15 protein-coding genes and 1 tRNA gene are annotated in these 15,908 nt (G+C 38.2%); 9 read left to right on the top strand and 7 right to left on the bottom strand.

Annotated features, from left to right (window positions below):
• Positions 1-102: 102 nt before the first annotated feature.
• From O9323_RS19480 to O9323_RS19505, 6 genes are all read right to left on the bottom strand, one after another.
• The gene (locus tag O9323_RS19480; RefSeq protein WP_288125604.1) at positions 103-2,205 is read right to left on the bottom strand and encodes a hypothetical protein; all 2,103 of its coding nucleotides are present in this window, start codon (positions 2,203-2,205) and stop codon (positions 103-105) included.
• Positions 2,206-2,215: 10 nt separating this feature from the next.
• The gene (locus tag O9323_RS19485) at positions 2,216-3,280 is read right to left on the bottom strand and encodes an NAD-dependent epimerase/dehydratase family protein (RefSeq protein ID WP_149107131.1); all 1,065 of its coding nucleotides are present in this window, start codon (positions 3,278-3,280) and stop codon (positions 2,216-2,218) included.
• A gap of 27 nt (positions 3,281-3,307) precedes the next feature.
• Positions 3,308-4,579, bottom strand: coding sequence for a glycosyltransferase (locus O9323_RS19490; protein ID WP_288125605.1), 1,272 nt, complete (start codon positions 4,577-4,579; stop codon positions 3,308-3,310).
• Positions 4,580-4,618: 39 nt separating this feature from the next.
• Complete coding sequence (locus O9323_RS19495) at positions 4,619-6,178, bottom strand: ArnT family glycosyltransferase (RefSeq protein WP_288125606.1); 1,560 nt, start codon at positions 6,176-6,178, stop codon at positions 4,619-4,621.
• Positions 6,179-6,254: 76 nt separating this feature from the next.
• Positions 6,255-7,322 carry an NAD-dependent epimerase/dehydratase family protein gene (locus O9323_RS19500; RefSeq protein WP_002756277.1) on the bottom strand — a complete coding sequence of 356 codons (1,068 nt, stop codon included), beginning with the start codon at positions 7,320-7,322 and terminating at the stop codon, positions 6,255-6,257.
• A 70-nt stretch (positions 7,323-7,392) separates the two neighbouring features.
• Positions 7,393-8,172, bottom strand: a complete 780-nt coding sequence (locus O9323_RS19505; RefSeq protein WP_002756275.1) for a pantothenate kinase — start codon at positions 8,170-8,172, stop codon at positions 7,393-7,395.
• Positions 8,173-8,455: 283 nt separating this feature from the next.
• Between O9323_RS19505 and O9323_RS19510 the strand changes: the two genes are divergently transcribed.
• Entirely contained in the window at positions 8,456-9,733 is a 1,278-nt protein-coding gene (locus O9323_RS19510) for a M16 family metallopeptidase (protein WP_288125608.1), read from the top strand.
• Between the two features lie 3 nt (positions 9,734-9,736).
• A complete protein-coding gene (locus O9323_RS19515; protein WP_288125609.1) occupies positions 9,737-10,996 on the top strand; it encodes a M16 family metallopeptidase in 1,260 nt (419 codons plus the stop codon).
• A 52-nt stretch (positions 10,997-11,048) separates the two neighbouring features.
• Here O9323_RS19515 and O9323_RS19520 read toward each other — a convergent pair.
• Positions 11,049-11,120 (bottom strand) — tRNA-Asn (locus O9323_RS19520).
• Between the two features lie 147 nt (positions 11,121-11,267).
• Between O9323_RS19520 and O9323_RS19525 the strand changes: the two genes are divergently transcribed.
• The 7 genes from O9323_RS19525 to O9323_RS19555 all read left to right on the top strand — a co-directional run bounded on the left by O9323_RS19525 (position 11,268) and on the right by O9323_RS19555 (position 15,537).
• Entirely contained in the window at positions 11,268-11,741 is a 474-nt protein-coding gene (locus O9323_RS19525; RefSeq protein WP_002756271.1) for a hypothetical protein, read from the top strand.
• A 405-nt stretch (positions 11,742-12,146) separates the two neighbouring features.
• Entirely contained in the window at positions 12,147-12,983 is an 837-nt protein-coding gene (locus tag O9323_RS19530) for an EcoRI family type II restriction endonuclease (protein ID WP_002756270.1), read from the top strand.
• Positions 12,984-13,021: 38 nt separating this feature from the next.
• Positions 13,022-14,050, top strand: coding sequence for an adenine-specific methyltransferase EcoRI family protein (locus O9323_RS19535; RefSeq protein ID WP_002756269.1), 1,029 nt, complete (start codon positions 13,022-13,024; stop codon positions 14,048-14,050).
• A gap of 290 nt (positions 14,051-14,340) precedes the next feature.
• Positions 14,341-14,589, top strand: a complete 249-nt coding sequence (locus O9323_RS19540; RefSeq protein ID WP_002736965.1) for a DUF4160 domain-containing protein — start codon at positions 14,341-14,343, stop codon at positions 14,587-14,589.
• A gap of 4 nt (positions 14,590-14,593) precedes the next feature.
• Positions 14,594-14,839, top strand: coding sequence for a DUF2442 domain-containing protein (locus O9323_RS19545; RefSeq protein ID WP_002737254.1), 246 nt, complete (start codon positions 14,594-14,596; stop codon positions 14,837-14,839).
• Positions 14,840-15,041: 202 nt separating this feature from the next.
• The gene (locus O9323_RS19550) at positions 15,042-15,296 is read left to right on the top strand and encodes a hypothetical protein (RefSeq protein ID WP_002737836.1); all 255 of its coding nucleotides are present in this window, start codon (positions 15,042-15,044) and stop codon (positions 15,294-15,296) included.
• On the top strand, positions 15,277-15,537 hold the full coding sequence (locus O9323_RS19555) for a Txe/YoeB family addiction module toxin (protein WP_002777946.1): 261 nt from the start codon (positions 15,277-15,279) through the stop codon (positions 15,535-15,537). The genes O9323_RS19550 and O9323_RS19555 overlap by 20 nt, the downstream gene beginning before the upstream one ends.
• The last annotated feature ends 371 nt before the right edge of the window (positions 15,538-15,908 follow it).

Raw genomic sequence — 15,908 nt, forward strand, 5'->3', positions numbered from 1 at the left:
GAAGGCTTTTGTAATAACGATTCTGGTTCCAATCACACAATTTAGAGAACCGTTGAAAATCTATGAACTCCCGAAAAGGCTTGCCATATAAGTATTTCGCATCTAAGTACAATTGCTTATTGCAAAAGTGGGATGCTCCCTAAATCCATTAGCTGAATTATCTTGAACAAAGCGAAAATTGGCTTGAGTTCCATCGAGATAATTAACGTTAATTATCACGGGAGGGATTCTAAATATTTTTTTGATTATTTTACCCAACCAAGAATATTCAAATTTAACTTGAACACGAGTAATCCCACTATTACGAGTAGGTAATTCATAGACTTGATCCCAAGTAATATTAGTGGTCTCTCCTAGAGGGGTTGGACTGCAACGACTGACTTTTTGTCTTTCTAGAAGATAAAAGTTGGTTTTGATTGCGGGGACGCGGAAGGGCGAATTTACCGAGTCAAGTTGATAATTACAAACCACATAGGAAAAGGCTTTAGGTTCATCAAAAAAAGGATGTCTGCGATCAATAGATTGAAAGTGATAAATCAGATAATCTCTGGGAGATTTAGATAAGCTTTGGTAATTTAGTTCATCCAGTTTTTCTGTATAAGCAGAATAGGATTGAATAATCGGCCGCGGTTTCCAATTAAGCTGATTGCCCGGAATAAGTGAAAATTCCCAGGGAATTATATCAATAGTTTTGCCTTGCACTTTTTCCAGCACAGAATCGGGTATTTTGGTAGCGGTAGCAATGACTTGTAAATTTTGAGTTGTACTCCTTTCACCTCGCATTTTTAATTCTGTGGGATTAAGGATAGAGGAAATGACAACCCCAATATTATTAGCCACCCTATCGGGACTGAAATTACTCCACTGGCGAGCATTTTCCAGTATGGTTGAATTAGGACTAGAGGTGATAATAATACATCCCAAAAAAATTATTCCCCAAGCACAATAAGTAATTTTCTTAAACCGAGATTTTTTAATAATTGTTGTATAGAGAGAAGCTAAGAGAATAACCACAAGTGTAAAAACAACAACGTGAGCATCTTGCCGAACAAATCCATGCTTAAATGACAAAAATATGGGAAAAATATAGGCAATAGCCAGACTAATTTTTTGGTCTATAATTGCCAGAGACATTAAAAGCAAACTTAAGGCAAAGCAGAGCAAAGCGATTAGTAAACGCGGGTAATTTCCTACAATACTCATCGCACTGGAATAACCAGAAGAAATTTGCCAAGAATTGCTCAAATATTCCATGAGAGAGGGAAAATTATCTAGATTAATTGTTTGGATAAGAAGTAACCCATAAAGCCCATAAAATACTAACAGAGGTAAGAAGTTAAGTAAGTGGTTATGATTAAATAGAAGATAGATTCTGCCTTTGATACCCCTTGCCTCTCTTAATAAGGGGGGTGCCGATAGGCGGGCAGATCTGACGATAAACCAGAGAGTTAAAGCCACTCCTCCAGCAATGCAAAAATTAACTATAATGTGGATAAAGGCTCGGTTAGAGGCAGCTGGATAGAGAAAAATAAAGGCAATGGAAGGAATGCTTAAAGTTAAGTTAATACCAGCGAGAACATTTTTTATAACTATCGATGGTGACTTCTGAAAATATCCCCGAACAATATTAACGATTATGTAGATAAACAGGCTGCCTGCTAGATAAATTCCTAGAGTTAGTTTGGTGAGTATAGAGAAACCAGTGATCATGCCAATAGCTATAGCTAAATAATTGATGTACTTTTGAAAAAAGTTATCAAAAGACATGAGTATCAGGAGGATAAATGTCATCTGATAATCAACAGTAAAGCCGATACTGTTGTAGGGATTTCCTACTAGAGTAGCAAAAATAATTGACAGCACAAAAACTATTTGATTGCTATAGCTTTTAATAAATAATAATCTGAGAATAACCACCGCTAATAGACAAAGGTGTATCAACCAGCGAAAATAGATAATTTGGGAAAAGTTGTAATTTAAAGATGTGCCATGAATCAGATAGCCTAGGGGTCCATAGGTGAAGATAATATCTTGGCCAAAAATTAACTGTTTATGGGCGGCATCACTAATAGCAAAAGCCCAAGAAGCATCTAAGCCCCTTTTTAACCGATCAATAATAGGCAAATTTGCCAGAAAAAAGTAGGCAGTAATAATAATTAGTATTCCCTTGACGAATACAGGTAAATCGAGAGATTTTTTGTGCATAATTTTTGAGTTAAAAAATTCCTTTTAATTCCTTCTCGTGATTATAAATCCAATCAAAGATATCTTGGATTAATTTTCTACCGTCTCGCTGGGGTTGCCATCCAGTTATAGAACTGATTTTGCGAGAATCAGTGATAAAAATTGGCATATCTCCGGTACGATTTTCGGGAATTGCCTCAATCATTATACTATTGCCCGTGATTTCTTGACATAGTTTTGTAGTTTCATAAAGGGAAAAGGAAAAATCTTGCCCACCCCCCACATTAAAAGTCTGCCCTTTGAATTGTTCTAAATTAGCAATCTGAATATCGATTAAATCAAGTAAATCAGCTACATGAAGAAAATCTCTAACCTGTTTCCCCGTACCCCCATAACCGATGTATTTTAAGGACTTCTGAAAGTAATGATTAGCCACCCAAAGGGCAAAAACTCCCTGATCAACTTTTCCCATTTGCCAAGGACCAGTTAAAACTCCACAGCGATTAATTAAAGTTCTTAATCCGTAGGCATCCCCATATTCATTAATAATCAGTTCCGATGCTAACTTAGTGGAACCGTAGAGAGAACGGGGCAAATCTAAGGGAAATTGTTCACTAATACCAAAAGCAGAAACCCCAGGTAAATCTTGCTGTTCAGATAACTGAAAACGAGTATCTGTTTCTGTATAGTTTAATTGATTAAGATAGGCGATAGGATAAACTCTGCTGGTGGAGAGAAAAATAAAATCAGCTTGGGTTTGTCTAGCTAATTCTAAACAGTTAATCGTTCCAATTAAGTTAGTCTGCAAAACATAGCCAGGAGAATTATAACCAGCTAAAACGGAAGGTTCTGCCGAACATTCTAGGATTAAATCCACTGGCAAAGCGGATGCTTCTAAGTCTTCTGCATTTCTGACATCTCCATGAACAAATTCAATTCCCGCTTGTTTGAGACGGGGAATATTTAATTCAGAACCGCGACGTTTTAAGTTATCTAAAGCGATAATTTTCCAGTCGGGATAGAGTTGGGCTAATCCTAAACCTAAAGAACTGCCCACAAAACCCGCACCACCAGTAATTAACACTTGCCTAGTCATCAAAAATACTCCACTAGATAATAATTATCAACCGACTTGATTCTTTTTCTTTTTGCGCTTATAGTCGCCTCTAGAAAGGTGTTTTTCTAACCAGATAGAGAGAACTATAAATAAATAACGACTACCCATTTCCTTGAGTTTTAACTTGGAAATCCCCGTGGTACGATTGCGCCAAGTGATGGGAATTGTCGTGTAGGAATATCCTCGCACGATTGCTTTTAAGGGCATCTCTACTGTTAAATTAAAATGGTGAGACAGTAGAGGTGAGATTCCTTCGATAACCTCCTTCCGATAGATTTTAAAGGCGTTAGTGGTATCATTAAATTTTAGCCCAAATAAAACTTGAATGAATAGATTAGCCAAACGATTAATGAATAACTTGTGAATGGGATAATCAATAACTTTTCCTCCTTTGATAAAACGAGAACCAAAAACGCAATCGTAGCCTTCTTGGAGTTTATAATAATAGTCCACCATGTTATCGGGAGAGTCGGAATTATCTGCCATTACTACTGCCACTGCATCCCCGCTAAAATTTTCTAATCCACAGCGCACCGCAAAACCAAACCCGTTGGGATAATAGTTATTGACGTAGCGAATCCGAGGATTTTCTTGGTTGATTTTTTGCAGAACTGCTTCGGTGTTATCTTTGCTATTGTCATTAACAACTAGGATTTCATAATCAATTTTATCCTCTTCTAAACGTTCAGATATTAAGTGAGTAGTGCTTTCGATGCAATCTTCTTCGTTGTAAGCAGGAATAACTATTGATAAGGTTTTTACTGCATAGTTATCCCTTGATTGACGTGGGTGAGAGTAACCGTCCATCTCGAAAGCTGGTGCTAATCCTTCGGGATAGTACATTTCTGTCTCATTAGTCTTATTCTTGGGTTTAAAAATTAGGCTATCACTGGCAACATAATTAATACTAGCTCCCAGTAAAACCCCAATCATTGTGTTAACTCCGGGGCTAATTCCTAACCAGTTTAAGAAGGGAAATATCAAAAAAACTCGCAGTAAAACTGCTAAACCTGCCGAGAGATGATAGAGAGGAAGTTGTATCAAAATCACATCTCTAATTGTCCAATCTCCCCCAGTCCACACCCAGATTCTATAGATAAAGAAACTAGCAATTAAAGATATTTCTATCGAAATAACATTAGCAACATTCTTCAGAAATGGGGTATTAAATCCTAAGTCGTCAATGAACCAATAAATGAAGAATAAGTTGATTAAAAATGCCACTCCCCCAGCAATGAGAAATCGAAAAATTTTATTATTGTAGATTTTAGTTAACATAAGGAACTCAACTCAATATAAATTACAGATAATTATCTCTTATTTACCGTGTCTTGTTGTGTATATATCACAACGTTTGTTAGAAAAAACGGGCTTGTCATTAGGATTATACAGGCTATTTAAATATTTTTTATCTTCTCGGTTTTCTCTTGTTTCGTTGCAAAAAACTATCGCCTCAACTTGATGATTAGCTCTTGATAACTCAGAGAAAGCATTTTTTAATTCTTCCTCACTTGCTTCACTATAAATCATTAAGGCACGACGTTGACTGTAGTAAGGTATCATTGAATTCCATTGATGTCCGTAGATTAACAAAACACCATCAGAAGAAGTAATACTTTGGACTTGAGAGGCAATTTCTAAGTAATTGATACTATAAAATTTTGTTTTAGGATACCAGAAAGCTCGGTAAAATTGCAGTTGTGATAACAAAATTAAAGCTAGGAAAAACCAGCCTACAGACTGCCAAATTTTCCGTTTTTTCTCTATTAACCCCATGATGGTAAATCCAGAAGCACCGAGGAGAAAGATAGCATTAGCATAGGGATAATAGTTATGAACAAAATGGAGATTAGTAAAAATTGCTACTGTCAATATAAATAGTAAACTTAAACCATAACTTAGTAACTTTTTTGAGGTGAAAATTGGTAATATTACTAAAGCCATAACGCTGATTATCAATCCGCCAAAAACGTCATTTAGAGTCATAGTTAGATAATTTCTCCACTGTGACCGAGATAATTTTTGAGCGATAGTTCCAAAGTTCCAATCTCTCAAAGCTTTCGAGGTGATAAAATCTGCTGCCATGGGATTGAGTAGCTTTTGGGCATCGGTAAAGTTAACCCAAATTTTGGCTATAAGGAAGGGTATGATTATAAAAACAACGACCGGTATCAATAAATCTTTCGCTAAGTTACGAGATGAGTCTTTCTTGAACCAATTAATACCTATCCAGACACAAGCTAAAATTAAAAATCCAGCCATAGTCGTTACTTTAGTCAGACTGGCAGCGATTCCACAAAGACAGGCTAATAAGGCAATAATTGGCGATTTATAGCGAAAATAAACAGCAATACAGGCAAGATAAGCTAAAGAGAAAAATAGGGCGGTTGATTCAATCATGAATGTTCTGGCCCAAAACAGATAAAGGGGACTGGCTAAAAATAAACTCAAAAACAGCCAACGGAAAGCTCGCGCTACTTGTAAATAAGATAGGATTACATATATAGGAATCAAACTTAAATAAAAGAAAAAAGCACTCACAAATCTACCAGTTTGGTCAATGGGAGTCTGAAAAAGCTTGACCAAAATAGCCACTATTCCTTGATAGAGCGGAAACTCCATCGGAATTGACCAAGGCACTCCTAAAACAGGGGTTTCATAGGCTAACCAAGGACTACCTTTGAGTAAATAAAAAACCGAGATGGCCGTTTGAGTTTGACGAAAGGCGTGAGCATCTATCAAAGGATTATTCCAGCCCCTGCTAATCGCCCACAAACTATGGATTAAGCAAACTGCAAAAATTAACAATAATATTTTCTCAGTCCATTTATTTTCATCTGACTCAGTTTTTTCGCTCGGAAATTTAAAAGCAAGCATATTTGACCATCTCCAGTTTTTTAAACCCATAGACGCACAGACCCAGATAGTTTTGACATAGTAATCTAATGATCTACTATAACCAACGGCTAACGTTTTGACTAAAAATCTCTTTGAGAATATCTGTTACTGTGTAGGTTAACTGCCAATCAGGATAATGATTTTTAAACTTACTCACATCAGAAATCCACCAGATATGATCACCAATGCGATTAGTCTCCACATACTGCCAGTTTAACTTTTTATCCGCAATCGCTTCACATTCTTGAATAGCTTCTAACATGGAACAATTACTAAAGCGACTACCACCGATATTATAAACTTCTGCTACTCGCGGAGTCTGATAAAAATGATAGAAAGCATTGACCAGATCGTAACTATGAATGTTATCCCGTACCTGCTTACCCTTATACCCATAAATACTGTATTCTTTGCCAATCATCGTACATTTCATTAAGTAGGATAAAAACCCGTGTAATTGGGTTCCCGAATGACTGGGACCGGTTAAACAACCGCCACGAAAAGAGGCAGTTTTCATCTCAAAATAACGGCCGTATTCCTGTACTAGCACATCCGCCGCCACTTTCGATGCGCCGAACAAGGAATGTTTACAAGCATCAATACTCATCAACTCGTCAATACCATGAGCAAAATAAGGATGATTTTCCGAGATTTCCCAACGTAGTTCTTTTTCTACTAAAGGCAATTCATTCGGTCTATCCCCGTAAACTTTATTAGTGGAACAGAAAATAAATACTGCTTGGGGACAGTGTTGACGAGTATTTTCTAATAATACTAAACTTCCATTAGCATTGACACTAAAATCCATATAGGGATCTTTAGCTGCCCAATCGTGGGAAGGTTGCGCCGCCGTGTGGATAATTAAGGATATATCATGACTATAGGTTTTAAATATAGCTGCAATAGCTTCATGGTCGCGAATATCCACAGCGTGGTGAATGTATTTATCCCCGTAATCTTGGGATAATTTGGCTCGATTCCACTCCGTCGAAGCGTCTTCGCCAAAAAATACCTGACGCATATTATTATCGATACCGACGACAGTATAACCCCGATCACAAAAAAACCTCACTGATTCGGAACCGATTAAACCAGCAGAACCGGTTACTAGAACGATCGCCATAACTATATCCTGAATTTTTTGCCCAGTTGTTGAGAAATTTCCCAAGTTGAGAAAACTTTCTCCGACTTTACTAGATAGGTTCGCCTTTGTCAATTAAACCCGAGGAGATTCCCTTAACTGCGGCAATTCCCTGAAAAATGATCGTCTCATCTACTAGGAGCGATTTAATGGCGTTTTCTTGGCAGTAATCCCTAATTAAGTCCCCATCTCCCCCCGTTAAAATTATCCTGCTCTCTGGATATAAATTTAACCATTCCTGAGTGAATTTTTCTATTCCCGCCAAAATTGTATAAATTATCCCACTTCTTATCCCTTCTGCTGTTTCTTTTGCCCACATCTGCGGTAATCTTTCCGGTAAGGAAACCTCTGGTAAGGCTGCCGTCCGTTCCCTTAAACTGGCTAATTGCACCTTTAACCCGGGTAAAATTGCCCCCCCCACTAGCTTTTTATCCCCATCCACTCCCGTAAAAGTTAAGGCTGTTCCCGCATCGATGACTAAACAGGGAAATCCATATTTTTTTCCCGCACCTAAGACAGCTAAAGCTCGATCGATGCCGAATGTCGGATATAAATCCAGTAAAGGAATATCTTTTAAAGTAATTATCCGTAAATTGTCATAATTTGCCCATAATTCTTTTTGGCTAGGAACCACAGAAGCGACAACCAATTCACAGTTACATTTATTTGTCAAGAGTTTAGGGAAAATTTGTTGCAAAAATTCATTACTTGGGGGTTCCCTCAGGTGGGGAGTATCGAGACAAGCTAACAGGGTTTGACCGCGAAAATACCCCCAATGTAGCCGAGAATTGCCGATCATCAACCCTATCCAGTCAGTGTCTTGCTCAGTCATTTAGTTAGTAGGAATTATGAATTGGGGTGTGGGGTGTGGGGGGAGAATTATGAATTATGAATTATGAATTATGAATTGGGGTGTGGGGTGTGGGGAGAATAAATAAAATAATCTCCTGTCTCCTGACTCCTGACCACTGACTCCTGACTCCTGATGGCTTCAAGATAGCCGATATTTGGCGGAATTATCTAGAAATCATGACAAAAGTTTTTTAATGGTTGCACAGGCAAGAGAATAAGATAACCTAGGTATAGAATTTAACAAAAAATCTGGTTAACGGACATTGATCAAGTCGATAGCGCAGTGTCAAACGAGTTCTTTTCCCGCTCAGGTATGGCAATTAGATCACGGCTTAACCGTAATTCATCAGTACTTACCCGTGACTCCTGTGGTGGTAGTAGATGTGTGGGTTAAAGCAGGTGCGATCGCTGAACCCGACCCATGGTTAGGTATGGCCCATTTTCTCGAACACATGATCTTTAAGGGGACGAAAAAACTTCCCCCCGGACTCTTTGACTATTTAATCGAAAATTGTGGCGGCATGACCAACGCTGCCACCAGTCACGACTATGCACACTTCTATCTCACCACCAGTGTTGACCAAATTGAACATACCCTACCCCATCTGGCCGAAATTCTCCTCCATGCTGAGATTGACGATGAGGAATTCTATCGGGAAAAAGATGTAGTTTTAGAAGAATTACGGGCCTGTTATGATGATCCCGATTGGATTGCCTACCAAACCCTCTGCGGAAGTATCTATCAAAACCATCCCTACGGACGCTCTATTCTAGGGGATCAACCCTGTTTAGAGCAATTAACCCCCAATCAAATGCGCTGTTTCCATCGCACCTATTATCAACCGGAAAATATGTGTGTGGCGATTATCGGGGGAATTGAACCCCAAGCCGCTTTAGAAATTATCCGGCAATCTTTTCGGGAATTTCCCGTCCCCTCGGAATCCCCCTCCCATCTAGTAGCTGCCGAACCCCCCCTGATCGAAATTCGTCGTTCCCAAGTATATTTACCCCACTTAGAACATTGTCGCCTCTTGATGGGATGGATGGGACCAGGATGCGATCGCCTAGAAGATGCCTTTGGATTAGACTTGCTTTCGGTAATTCTTGCTGGGGGACGCTGTTCGCGGTTAGTGCGACAGCTGCGGGAAGAAGCGCAAATCGTCCTCGATATTAACAGTAATTTTTCCCTGCAACGAGATTCCAGTCTCTTTACCATCGGCGCTTGGCTATCTAGCTCACAAACTGAGACAATTGAAGGCATTATCTGTGAACATCTCCAACATCTGCACGATGATCCCGTCACCCCCGCAGAATTACACCGCACTCAACAGTTATTAGCTAACGATTATATTTTCTCCACAGAAACCCCGGGCCAATTAGCAGGACTCTATGGATATTATCAAACCCTGAGAGCTGCCGACCTAGCCACGATCTATCCCCAAGTTATCCAAAGTTTGCAACCATCAGATCTACAACGTCTGGCTCGTCAGTATCTCTCCCCGGAGCGATATGCTATTACAATAATGCAACCCTGTGAATAAACGATGTCCGCTTCTCCCATTCACCGCTTAACCTTAGAAAATGGCATCACTCTTTTAGTGGTGGAAAATACGGCCGTGGAGTTGGTTGCGGGGAGGATTTTCCTCAAAAATGCGGGTACTCGTTGGGAAAAAACCGAAAAAGCGGGTTTATTTCGTCTTTTAGCCGTGCTGCTCACTAAAGGTACAGAAAAGTTATCTTCCCTAGAAATTGCTGATCGAGTTGAGTCCACGGGGGCCGGTTTAAGTGCCGACACAGGGACCGATTATTTTGTGGTTAGTTTAAAGACTGTTACCAAGGATTTTTTAGATATATTGCGTCTAGCAGCGGAAATTATTCGTTTTCCCAGTTTTCCCCCTCCAGAAATCGAATTAGAGAAAAATCTCACCCGTCAAAGCATTCGCTCTCAATTGGAACAGCCTTTTAATGTGGCTTTTAATCAATTACGCGCAGCTATGTACCCCGATCATCCCTATGGTATGTCTTTATTGGGTACGGAGGCAACGGTTTCTCAATTGCAACGGGAGGAGCTGCTGGCCTATCATAGTCGCTTTTTCCGTCCCGATAACTTGGTAATTAGTCTTTCTGGCCGTATTACCCTAGAGCAAGCAGTAAAAGCAGTGACGGAAATTTTTGGCAGTTGGTCAATTCCCGATCTTCCTTTATCTAGTTTACCCCCCGCCGCTTTTGATTTTCAGCCCACCTGTTTAACTACCGTCCAAGCTAGTCAACAGGCGATCGTTATGTTAGGATACCCCGGCTCTTCTGTACAAGAGGATGATTATGCGGTTTTAAAATTATTGAGTACCTATCTGGGGAATGGGTTATCTAGTCGTTTATTCGTGGAATTGCGAGAAAAACGGGGATTAGCCTACGATGTTTCCGCTTTTTATCCCACCCGTCTCGATTCTTCCCAATTTGTCATTTATATGGGAACTGCACCCCAAAACACAGCGATGGCCCTGTCGGGATTGCGTCAGGAAGCAGAAAGGTTATATAAAGTAACTTTGAGTGAGGAGGAGTTACAGTCAGCTAAAAATAAGTTATTGGGTCAATATGCTCTCGGTAAACAAACTAACTCCGAAATCGCTCAATTATACGGTTGGTATGAAAGCTTAGGTTTGGGGATTGAATTTGATCGCACTTTCCTGGATTCTATTAATCAGATTACCCCCGAACAAGCGCGATCGGTAGCCAGTAAATATTTTCAAAATCCTTACATTTCTTTAGTCGGCCCAGAAAATGCGATCGCTGAAATTCTCTAGTCAGAGCAAAAAGCAGCAACAAAAAACTATTGCCGCTGCTATTTTTGATTAACTCCCCGGGTGGGATTCGAACCTACGACCAATCGGTTAACAGCCGACCGCTCTACCACTGAGCTACCGAGGAAGGCTACTCACAATTAATAATTATAATCATAAGTCCCTCAATAATGCAAGTGTTTTCTGGATTTTTTCTCAAAAAAATTTCCGGTGCTGGTAGCGGTGGGCAGAGAATCGACTATTGTGGAGATAAGGACACCATTAAGTCTAGTCTATGCTTGCTCATCACCGCCGTCCCGTTTCCTTCTGTCTGCTCTCGACAGATCTACCCATCCTCTCCTCTTTAGACACTGCCGCTACCCTCTACCAAAAGGATCGCCACCGGTTTCATCTTCTCCTCAATCAACCCCCAGTCGCTCTCGCAGAAATAGAGACACTTAAACCCGAAAATAATCAAAATAAATTAATTTGGCTAGAAATTTCGGCCAATCGGGTAATTATGACCATGCAGGGCCAGGGAAAATTCGCCTATCGTCATTTTTGGGAGCAAGGGGTTTTTGGTGTCAGTCGCTTCTGGTTAAATGCCGAAAGTTCTCAACCGGGTTACGCTTTTCGCCTCCGCAACTATACCCGTAGTCTCAAATTAGAGGGGAATAATTTCCCCGAATATTTGCGTCTAGAGTACGAATTATGGTCAGATAACCTGATTTTAGGTCATTATGTCCTTCATTTGCAAGTACACCAATAAATAGGGTTGGCTGCATAGAGCTAAAAACCTTGTTGGATAAAACTTTTGGACTTTTTGTCCTCAAAAAGTGCCAGCCGGTGGCAAAATTTAGGCACTTTTTCCCCGAAAATTAGTTAATTGTGGGGTGGATTGAAGACTTAGTGCTACACTTCCCGAAAAGTCGATTTTATTTGAGCTTGTTGTTAGGAATCCACTTAAAAGACGTTGTTTAATCTGGCTAATATGCTCTTGGGTATGATATGGGGAAAAGTTCGGGCGATTGCGCTAAAATGGGGGAATATGCCGAAAGTTTCCACCTATCGTTACTCTGGAGAGTGTTAGACAGAAAGTTTCTGTATAATATGTAGTTATACATACATTACCCGTAGCAGAAAGCAGAAAGTTTAAGTAAGGAAAAGATACATTATGTCTAAAAAAAATCAATCGAAAAGATTAACGAATCAACATAAAGAGTCTAAAGGTGTAGCTGGTATATTTGGGGCTGAAGCAAAATCACACGAAACAATAGTTGGAGAAATTTCACATCTTGTTATTGACCAACTTAAAAAGGAGTTTCCTCAATTATCTTTTCAATACAAAAGAAGTATAAAAAAAGAAGAAATAAACGAAGCATTAAAGAAAGTTGACCCAGAATTAGGGCAAACCCTTTTTGTATCAGATTCAAGTATTAGACCTGATGGTGGAATAATAGAAGTAAAAGACGATAACGGTAATTGGAGAATCGTTTTAGTCTCGGAAGCTAAACGTCAAGGAAAAGACATTGAAAATATCAAAAACGGTAAACTGGTAGGTAAGAATAATAATCAAGACTTGATGGCTGCTGGTAATGCAATAGAAAGGTCGCATAAAAACATATCTGAAATCGCTAATTTGATGTTATCTGAATCTCATTTTCCTTATGTCTTATTTCTTGAAGGCTCAAATTTTTTAACAGAAAATATTTCAATTAAAACACCCGATGGAAGGGTTGTAACGCTCGAATATAATTCAGGAACGTTAAATAGATTAGATCGATTAACTTCTGCAAATTATGGAATGCCAATTAATACCAATTTGTGTAAGAATAAGTTTGTCAAACATAAAGATAAAACCATAATGCTTCAAGCAACTTCTATATACACACAAGGGAATGGAGAAAAATGGGATATCAAAAAAATGTTTGATATTATGCTTGAAATTTCTAAAACCTCTCTTCAAGTATTAGGCAGTGAAATATTTAATCAGATAACCAAAAGTAAATAACTAAAAACAAAACATTTTTAAATCAAAAAAGGTTGAACATGGTAAGAAATGCGACAAATAAATTATTGCAAAATGCTAAAAAATTAAAAAGTGACGAGTTTTATACACAACTTTCAGATATAGAAAGCGAGTTGCAACATTATAAAAGTCATTTTGAAAATAAAGTAGTTTATTGCAATTGCGATGACCCCCGAATTAGTAACTTTTTTAAGTATTTTGCTGCAAACTTCAAAAAGTTAGGTCTAAAAAAAATAATAACATCTTGTTATCGAGAACAAGTGAGAGATTTATTTAATACAGAAGAAGATGAAAAGGGTTTTTTCTTTGAATATACAGGTACAGAGAGAGAAAAAAATAAACCTAGTTTAACTGACATTATTTACTTTAATGGGGATGGAGATTTTCGTAGTCCTGAAAGTATTGAACTATTAAAAAAGTCTGATATTGTTGTTACTAATCCCCCATTTTCATTATTCAGAGAATATGTAGGTCAATTAGTTAAATACGACAAAAAGTTTTTGATAATTGGCAATATTAATGCAATAACCTATAAAGAAATTTTCAAACTAATTAAAGAAAACAAAGCCTGGTTAGGAATAAATCTTGGTAGAGGTATTTCTGGTTTCATTGTTCCCGAACAATATGAACTTTATGGAACAGAAGCTCGTATTGACAATTCTGGAAATAGAATAGTTTCTCCAAATAATTGTTTATGGTTAACCAACTTAGACACATCAAAACGACAGGAAGATATGGCTCTCACAAAAAGATATTTTGGCAATGAAGCTGAATATCCAAAATATGACAATTATGATGGAATTAATGTCAATAAAACTCAAGACATTCCCCTAGACTTCAAGGGGGTTATGGGTGTACCAATAACATTTTTACATAAATTCAATCCCGACCAATTTGAAATAATTAAATTCAGGAAAGGGAATGATGATAAAGATTTATCAGTAAATGGGAAATGTCCTTATTTTAGAATACTAATCAAGAATAAACGAATACAAACTGAATATATTGATTTAACTGACAAAGAAAAACAATGTATAACTCAGTCCTAGGGTGCGTTCCCTAATGCAAGTCCTACTACTGCGGCGATCGCTTTTGGGGAACGCACCATGCACATTGATGGCATCTGTCAGTGGGATGCCGAAGAACGTAGTGCGATCGCTGTTATCTTCTTGATTAAACTTTAAAACTGCCATTGCTTGGGATAGGAACGTCACTGGCGATCGCTCTTTGGGGATGAGGAGTGCGATTGCTGATCTTGTCGTTTAGGTCGAGGTAACAAAACCCAACAAGCTTTGTTATAATATTTTTGTCATAAAGCAAGACTTATAAAAATAGATTTATGCCAGAAATTACTCGATTTTATGGAATTATCATTAAAATCTTTTTTGCCGATCATCCACCTCCCCATTTTCATGCGATTTATGGAGAATATAACGCCCTATTTAATCTGGAAACCTTAGAAATCATTGAAGGAGACTTACCTAATAGAGCCACAAAAATGGTTGTAGAATGGGCAACAATCTATCAATCAGAATTATTGAAAATGTGGAACACTCAAGAATTTAATAAATTACCACCTTTGAAATAAAACAATGCTTTATCCCAAAATAACATCAGCCGAAATCATTGAAAATTATACTCTATTGGTGCATTTTTCTAATCATCAAGCTAGAAAATATAACTGTGAAAATCTACTAGAAAAAACGATGTTTTCTTCCCTTAAAAACTATGCTTTCTTTAAAAACTTTCAACTTGATCCATCAGGTAGCGGAATCGTTTGGAATGATGAAGTTGATATAAGCGAGTATGAAATTTGGATCAATGGAATTGAACTATGATTGCCGATCTTGTAGTGCGATCGCTGTCATCTTCTTGATTAAACTTTGAAATTGTCATTGCTCGGGATGGGAACGCCAAGGACGATCGCTTTGGGAAGGATCAATTTTTGGGGAATGGCGATCGCTTTTTTTTCATTAGTTCTAACTCATGCTGATTTTGATATAATAGCCATAATTGTTTGACATCTTAAGAGAAAAAATCATGATTAGAGCGATTAAACAGAAAGGAATTGTTGGTAGAGAAGGAAAAATAGAGCTTTATTCTGCGGAACTAGAAGAAGGAACGGATGTGGATATCATTATTTTAGTGTCTGATTCTGAACCCGATACAACCGAATATCTTCTTTCAACAGAAGCCAATCAGCGTCAATTATCGGAAGCTATTGACAGAATAGAAAATCAAGAAAACTTAGTGACAATCACCACAAAAGAATGGCGTGAAAAATATAGTATTTGATCCGAAAGCTTTTAAACAATTCAATGAATGGGCGATAGAAAACAAAAAACTCTATAAAAAAATAGTTGATTTAATTGATGATATATTGCGCCATCCCTTCTCTGGAATCGGCAAACCCGAACCCTTAAAACATCAACTCAAGGGTTATTGGTCAAGACGTATTAATGATGAACATCGCTTAGTTTATAAAATTACAGAAACAGAAATTATTATTATCAGTTGTAAATTTCATTATGACTAGGCTCAATGCGATCGCTGTCATCTTCTTGATTAAACTTTAAAACTGCCATTGCTTGGGATAGGAACGTCACTGGCGATCGCTTTTTGGGCAGCAGCAGGAGCGATCGCATCTCTCTTAGGGTAGAACGCTGATTGCAAAGGATGGTCAGTCAGCCCTAGATAGTCAACAGCTTACCCGAAAAAGCTAGATTTTGTAACAAAATTTAGTATTACTTAGGGCTGTGTATAGAGAAGTTGCGAATTGTTAACCCTAGCTTTGCTAGGAAAACAAAACATGATATTGTGACCCCAAGGCCGTGAAAAACGGCAAGCTTTTCAGTCTTTTTAAACATCAGGTCGCTACATTCTACAGCTATTTTCGCTCAAAAAAAC

Source organism: Microcystis sp. LE19-131.1A, from assembly GCF_027532015.1.
Classification (GTDB): domain Bacteria; phylum Cyanobacteriota; class Cyanobacteriia; order Cyanobacteriales; family Microcystaceae; genus Microcystis; species Microcystis ichthyoblabe_A.

What these genes read in the sequence shown, in the direction of transcription:
- O9323_RS19550 (WP_002737836.1), top strand. Translation starts at nt 15,042, where the DNA reads ATGATTAGAGCGATTAAACAGAAAGGAATTGTTGGTAGAGAAGGAAAA.
- O9323_RS19525 (WP_002756271.1), top strand. Translation starts at nt 11,268, where the DNA reads ATGCTTGCTCATCACCGCCGTCCCGTTTCCTTCTGTCTGCTCTCGACA.
- O9323_RS19490 (WP_288125605.1), bottom strand. Translation starts at nt 4,579, where the DNA reads ATGTTAACTAAAATCTACAATAATAAAATTTTTCGATTTCTCATTGCT.
- O9323_RS19485 (WP_149107131.1), bottom strand. Translation starts at nt 3,280, where the DNA reads ATGACTAGGCAAGTGTTAATTACTGGTGGTGCGGGTTTTGTGGGCAGT.
- O9323_RS19505 (WP_002756275.1), bottom strand. Translation starts at nt 8,172, where the DNA reads ATGACTGAGCAAGACACTGACTGGATAGGGTTGATGATCGGCAATTCT.
- O9323_RS19480 (WP_288125604.1), bottom strand. Translation starts at nt 2,205, where the DNA reads ATGCACAAAAAATCTCTCGATTTACCTGTATTCGTCAAGGGAATACTA.
- O9323_RS19535 (WP_002756269.1), top strand. Translation starts at nt 13,022, where the DNA reads ATGGTAAGAAATGCGACAAATAAATTATTGCAAAATGCTAAAAAATTA.
- O9323_RS19500 (WP_002756277.1), bottom strand. Translation starts at nt 7,322, where the DNA reads ATGGCGATCGTTCTAGTAACCGGTTCTGCTGGTTTAATCGGTTCCGAA.
- O9323_RS19545 (WP_002737254.1), top strand. Translation starts at nt 14,594, where the DNA reads ATGCTTTATCCCAAAATAACATCAGCCGAAATCATTGAAAATTATACT.
- O9323_RS19515 (WP_288125609.1), top strand. Translation starts at nt 9,737, where the DNA reads ATGTCCGCTTCTCCCATTCACCGCTTAACCTTAGAAAATGGCATCACT.
- O9323_RS19530 (WP_002756270.1), top strand. Translation starts at nt 12,147, where the DNA reads ATGTCTAAAAAAAATCAATCGAAAAGATTAACGAATCAACATAAAGAG.
- O9323_RS19495 (WP_288125606.1), bottom strand. Translation starts at nt 6,178, where the DNA reads ATGCTTGCTTTTAAATTTCCGAGCGAAAAAACTGAGTCAGATGAAAAT.
- O9323_RS19540 (WP_002736965.1), top strand. Translation starts at nt 14,341, where the DNA reads ATGCCAGAAATTACTCGATTTTATGGAATTATCATTAAAATCTTTTTT.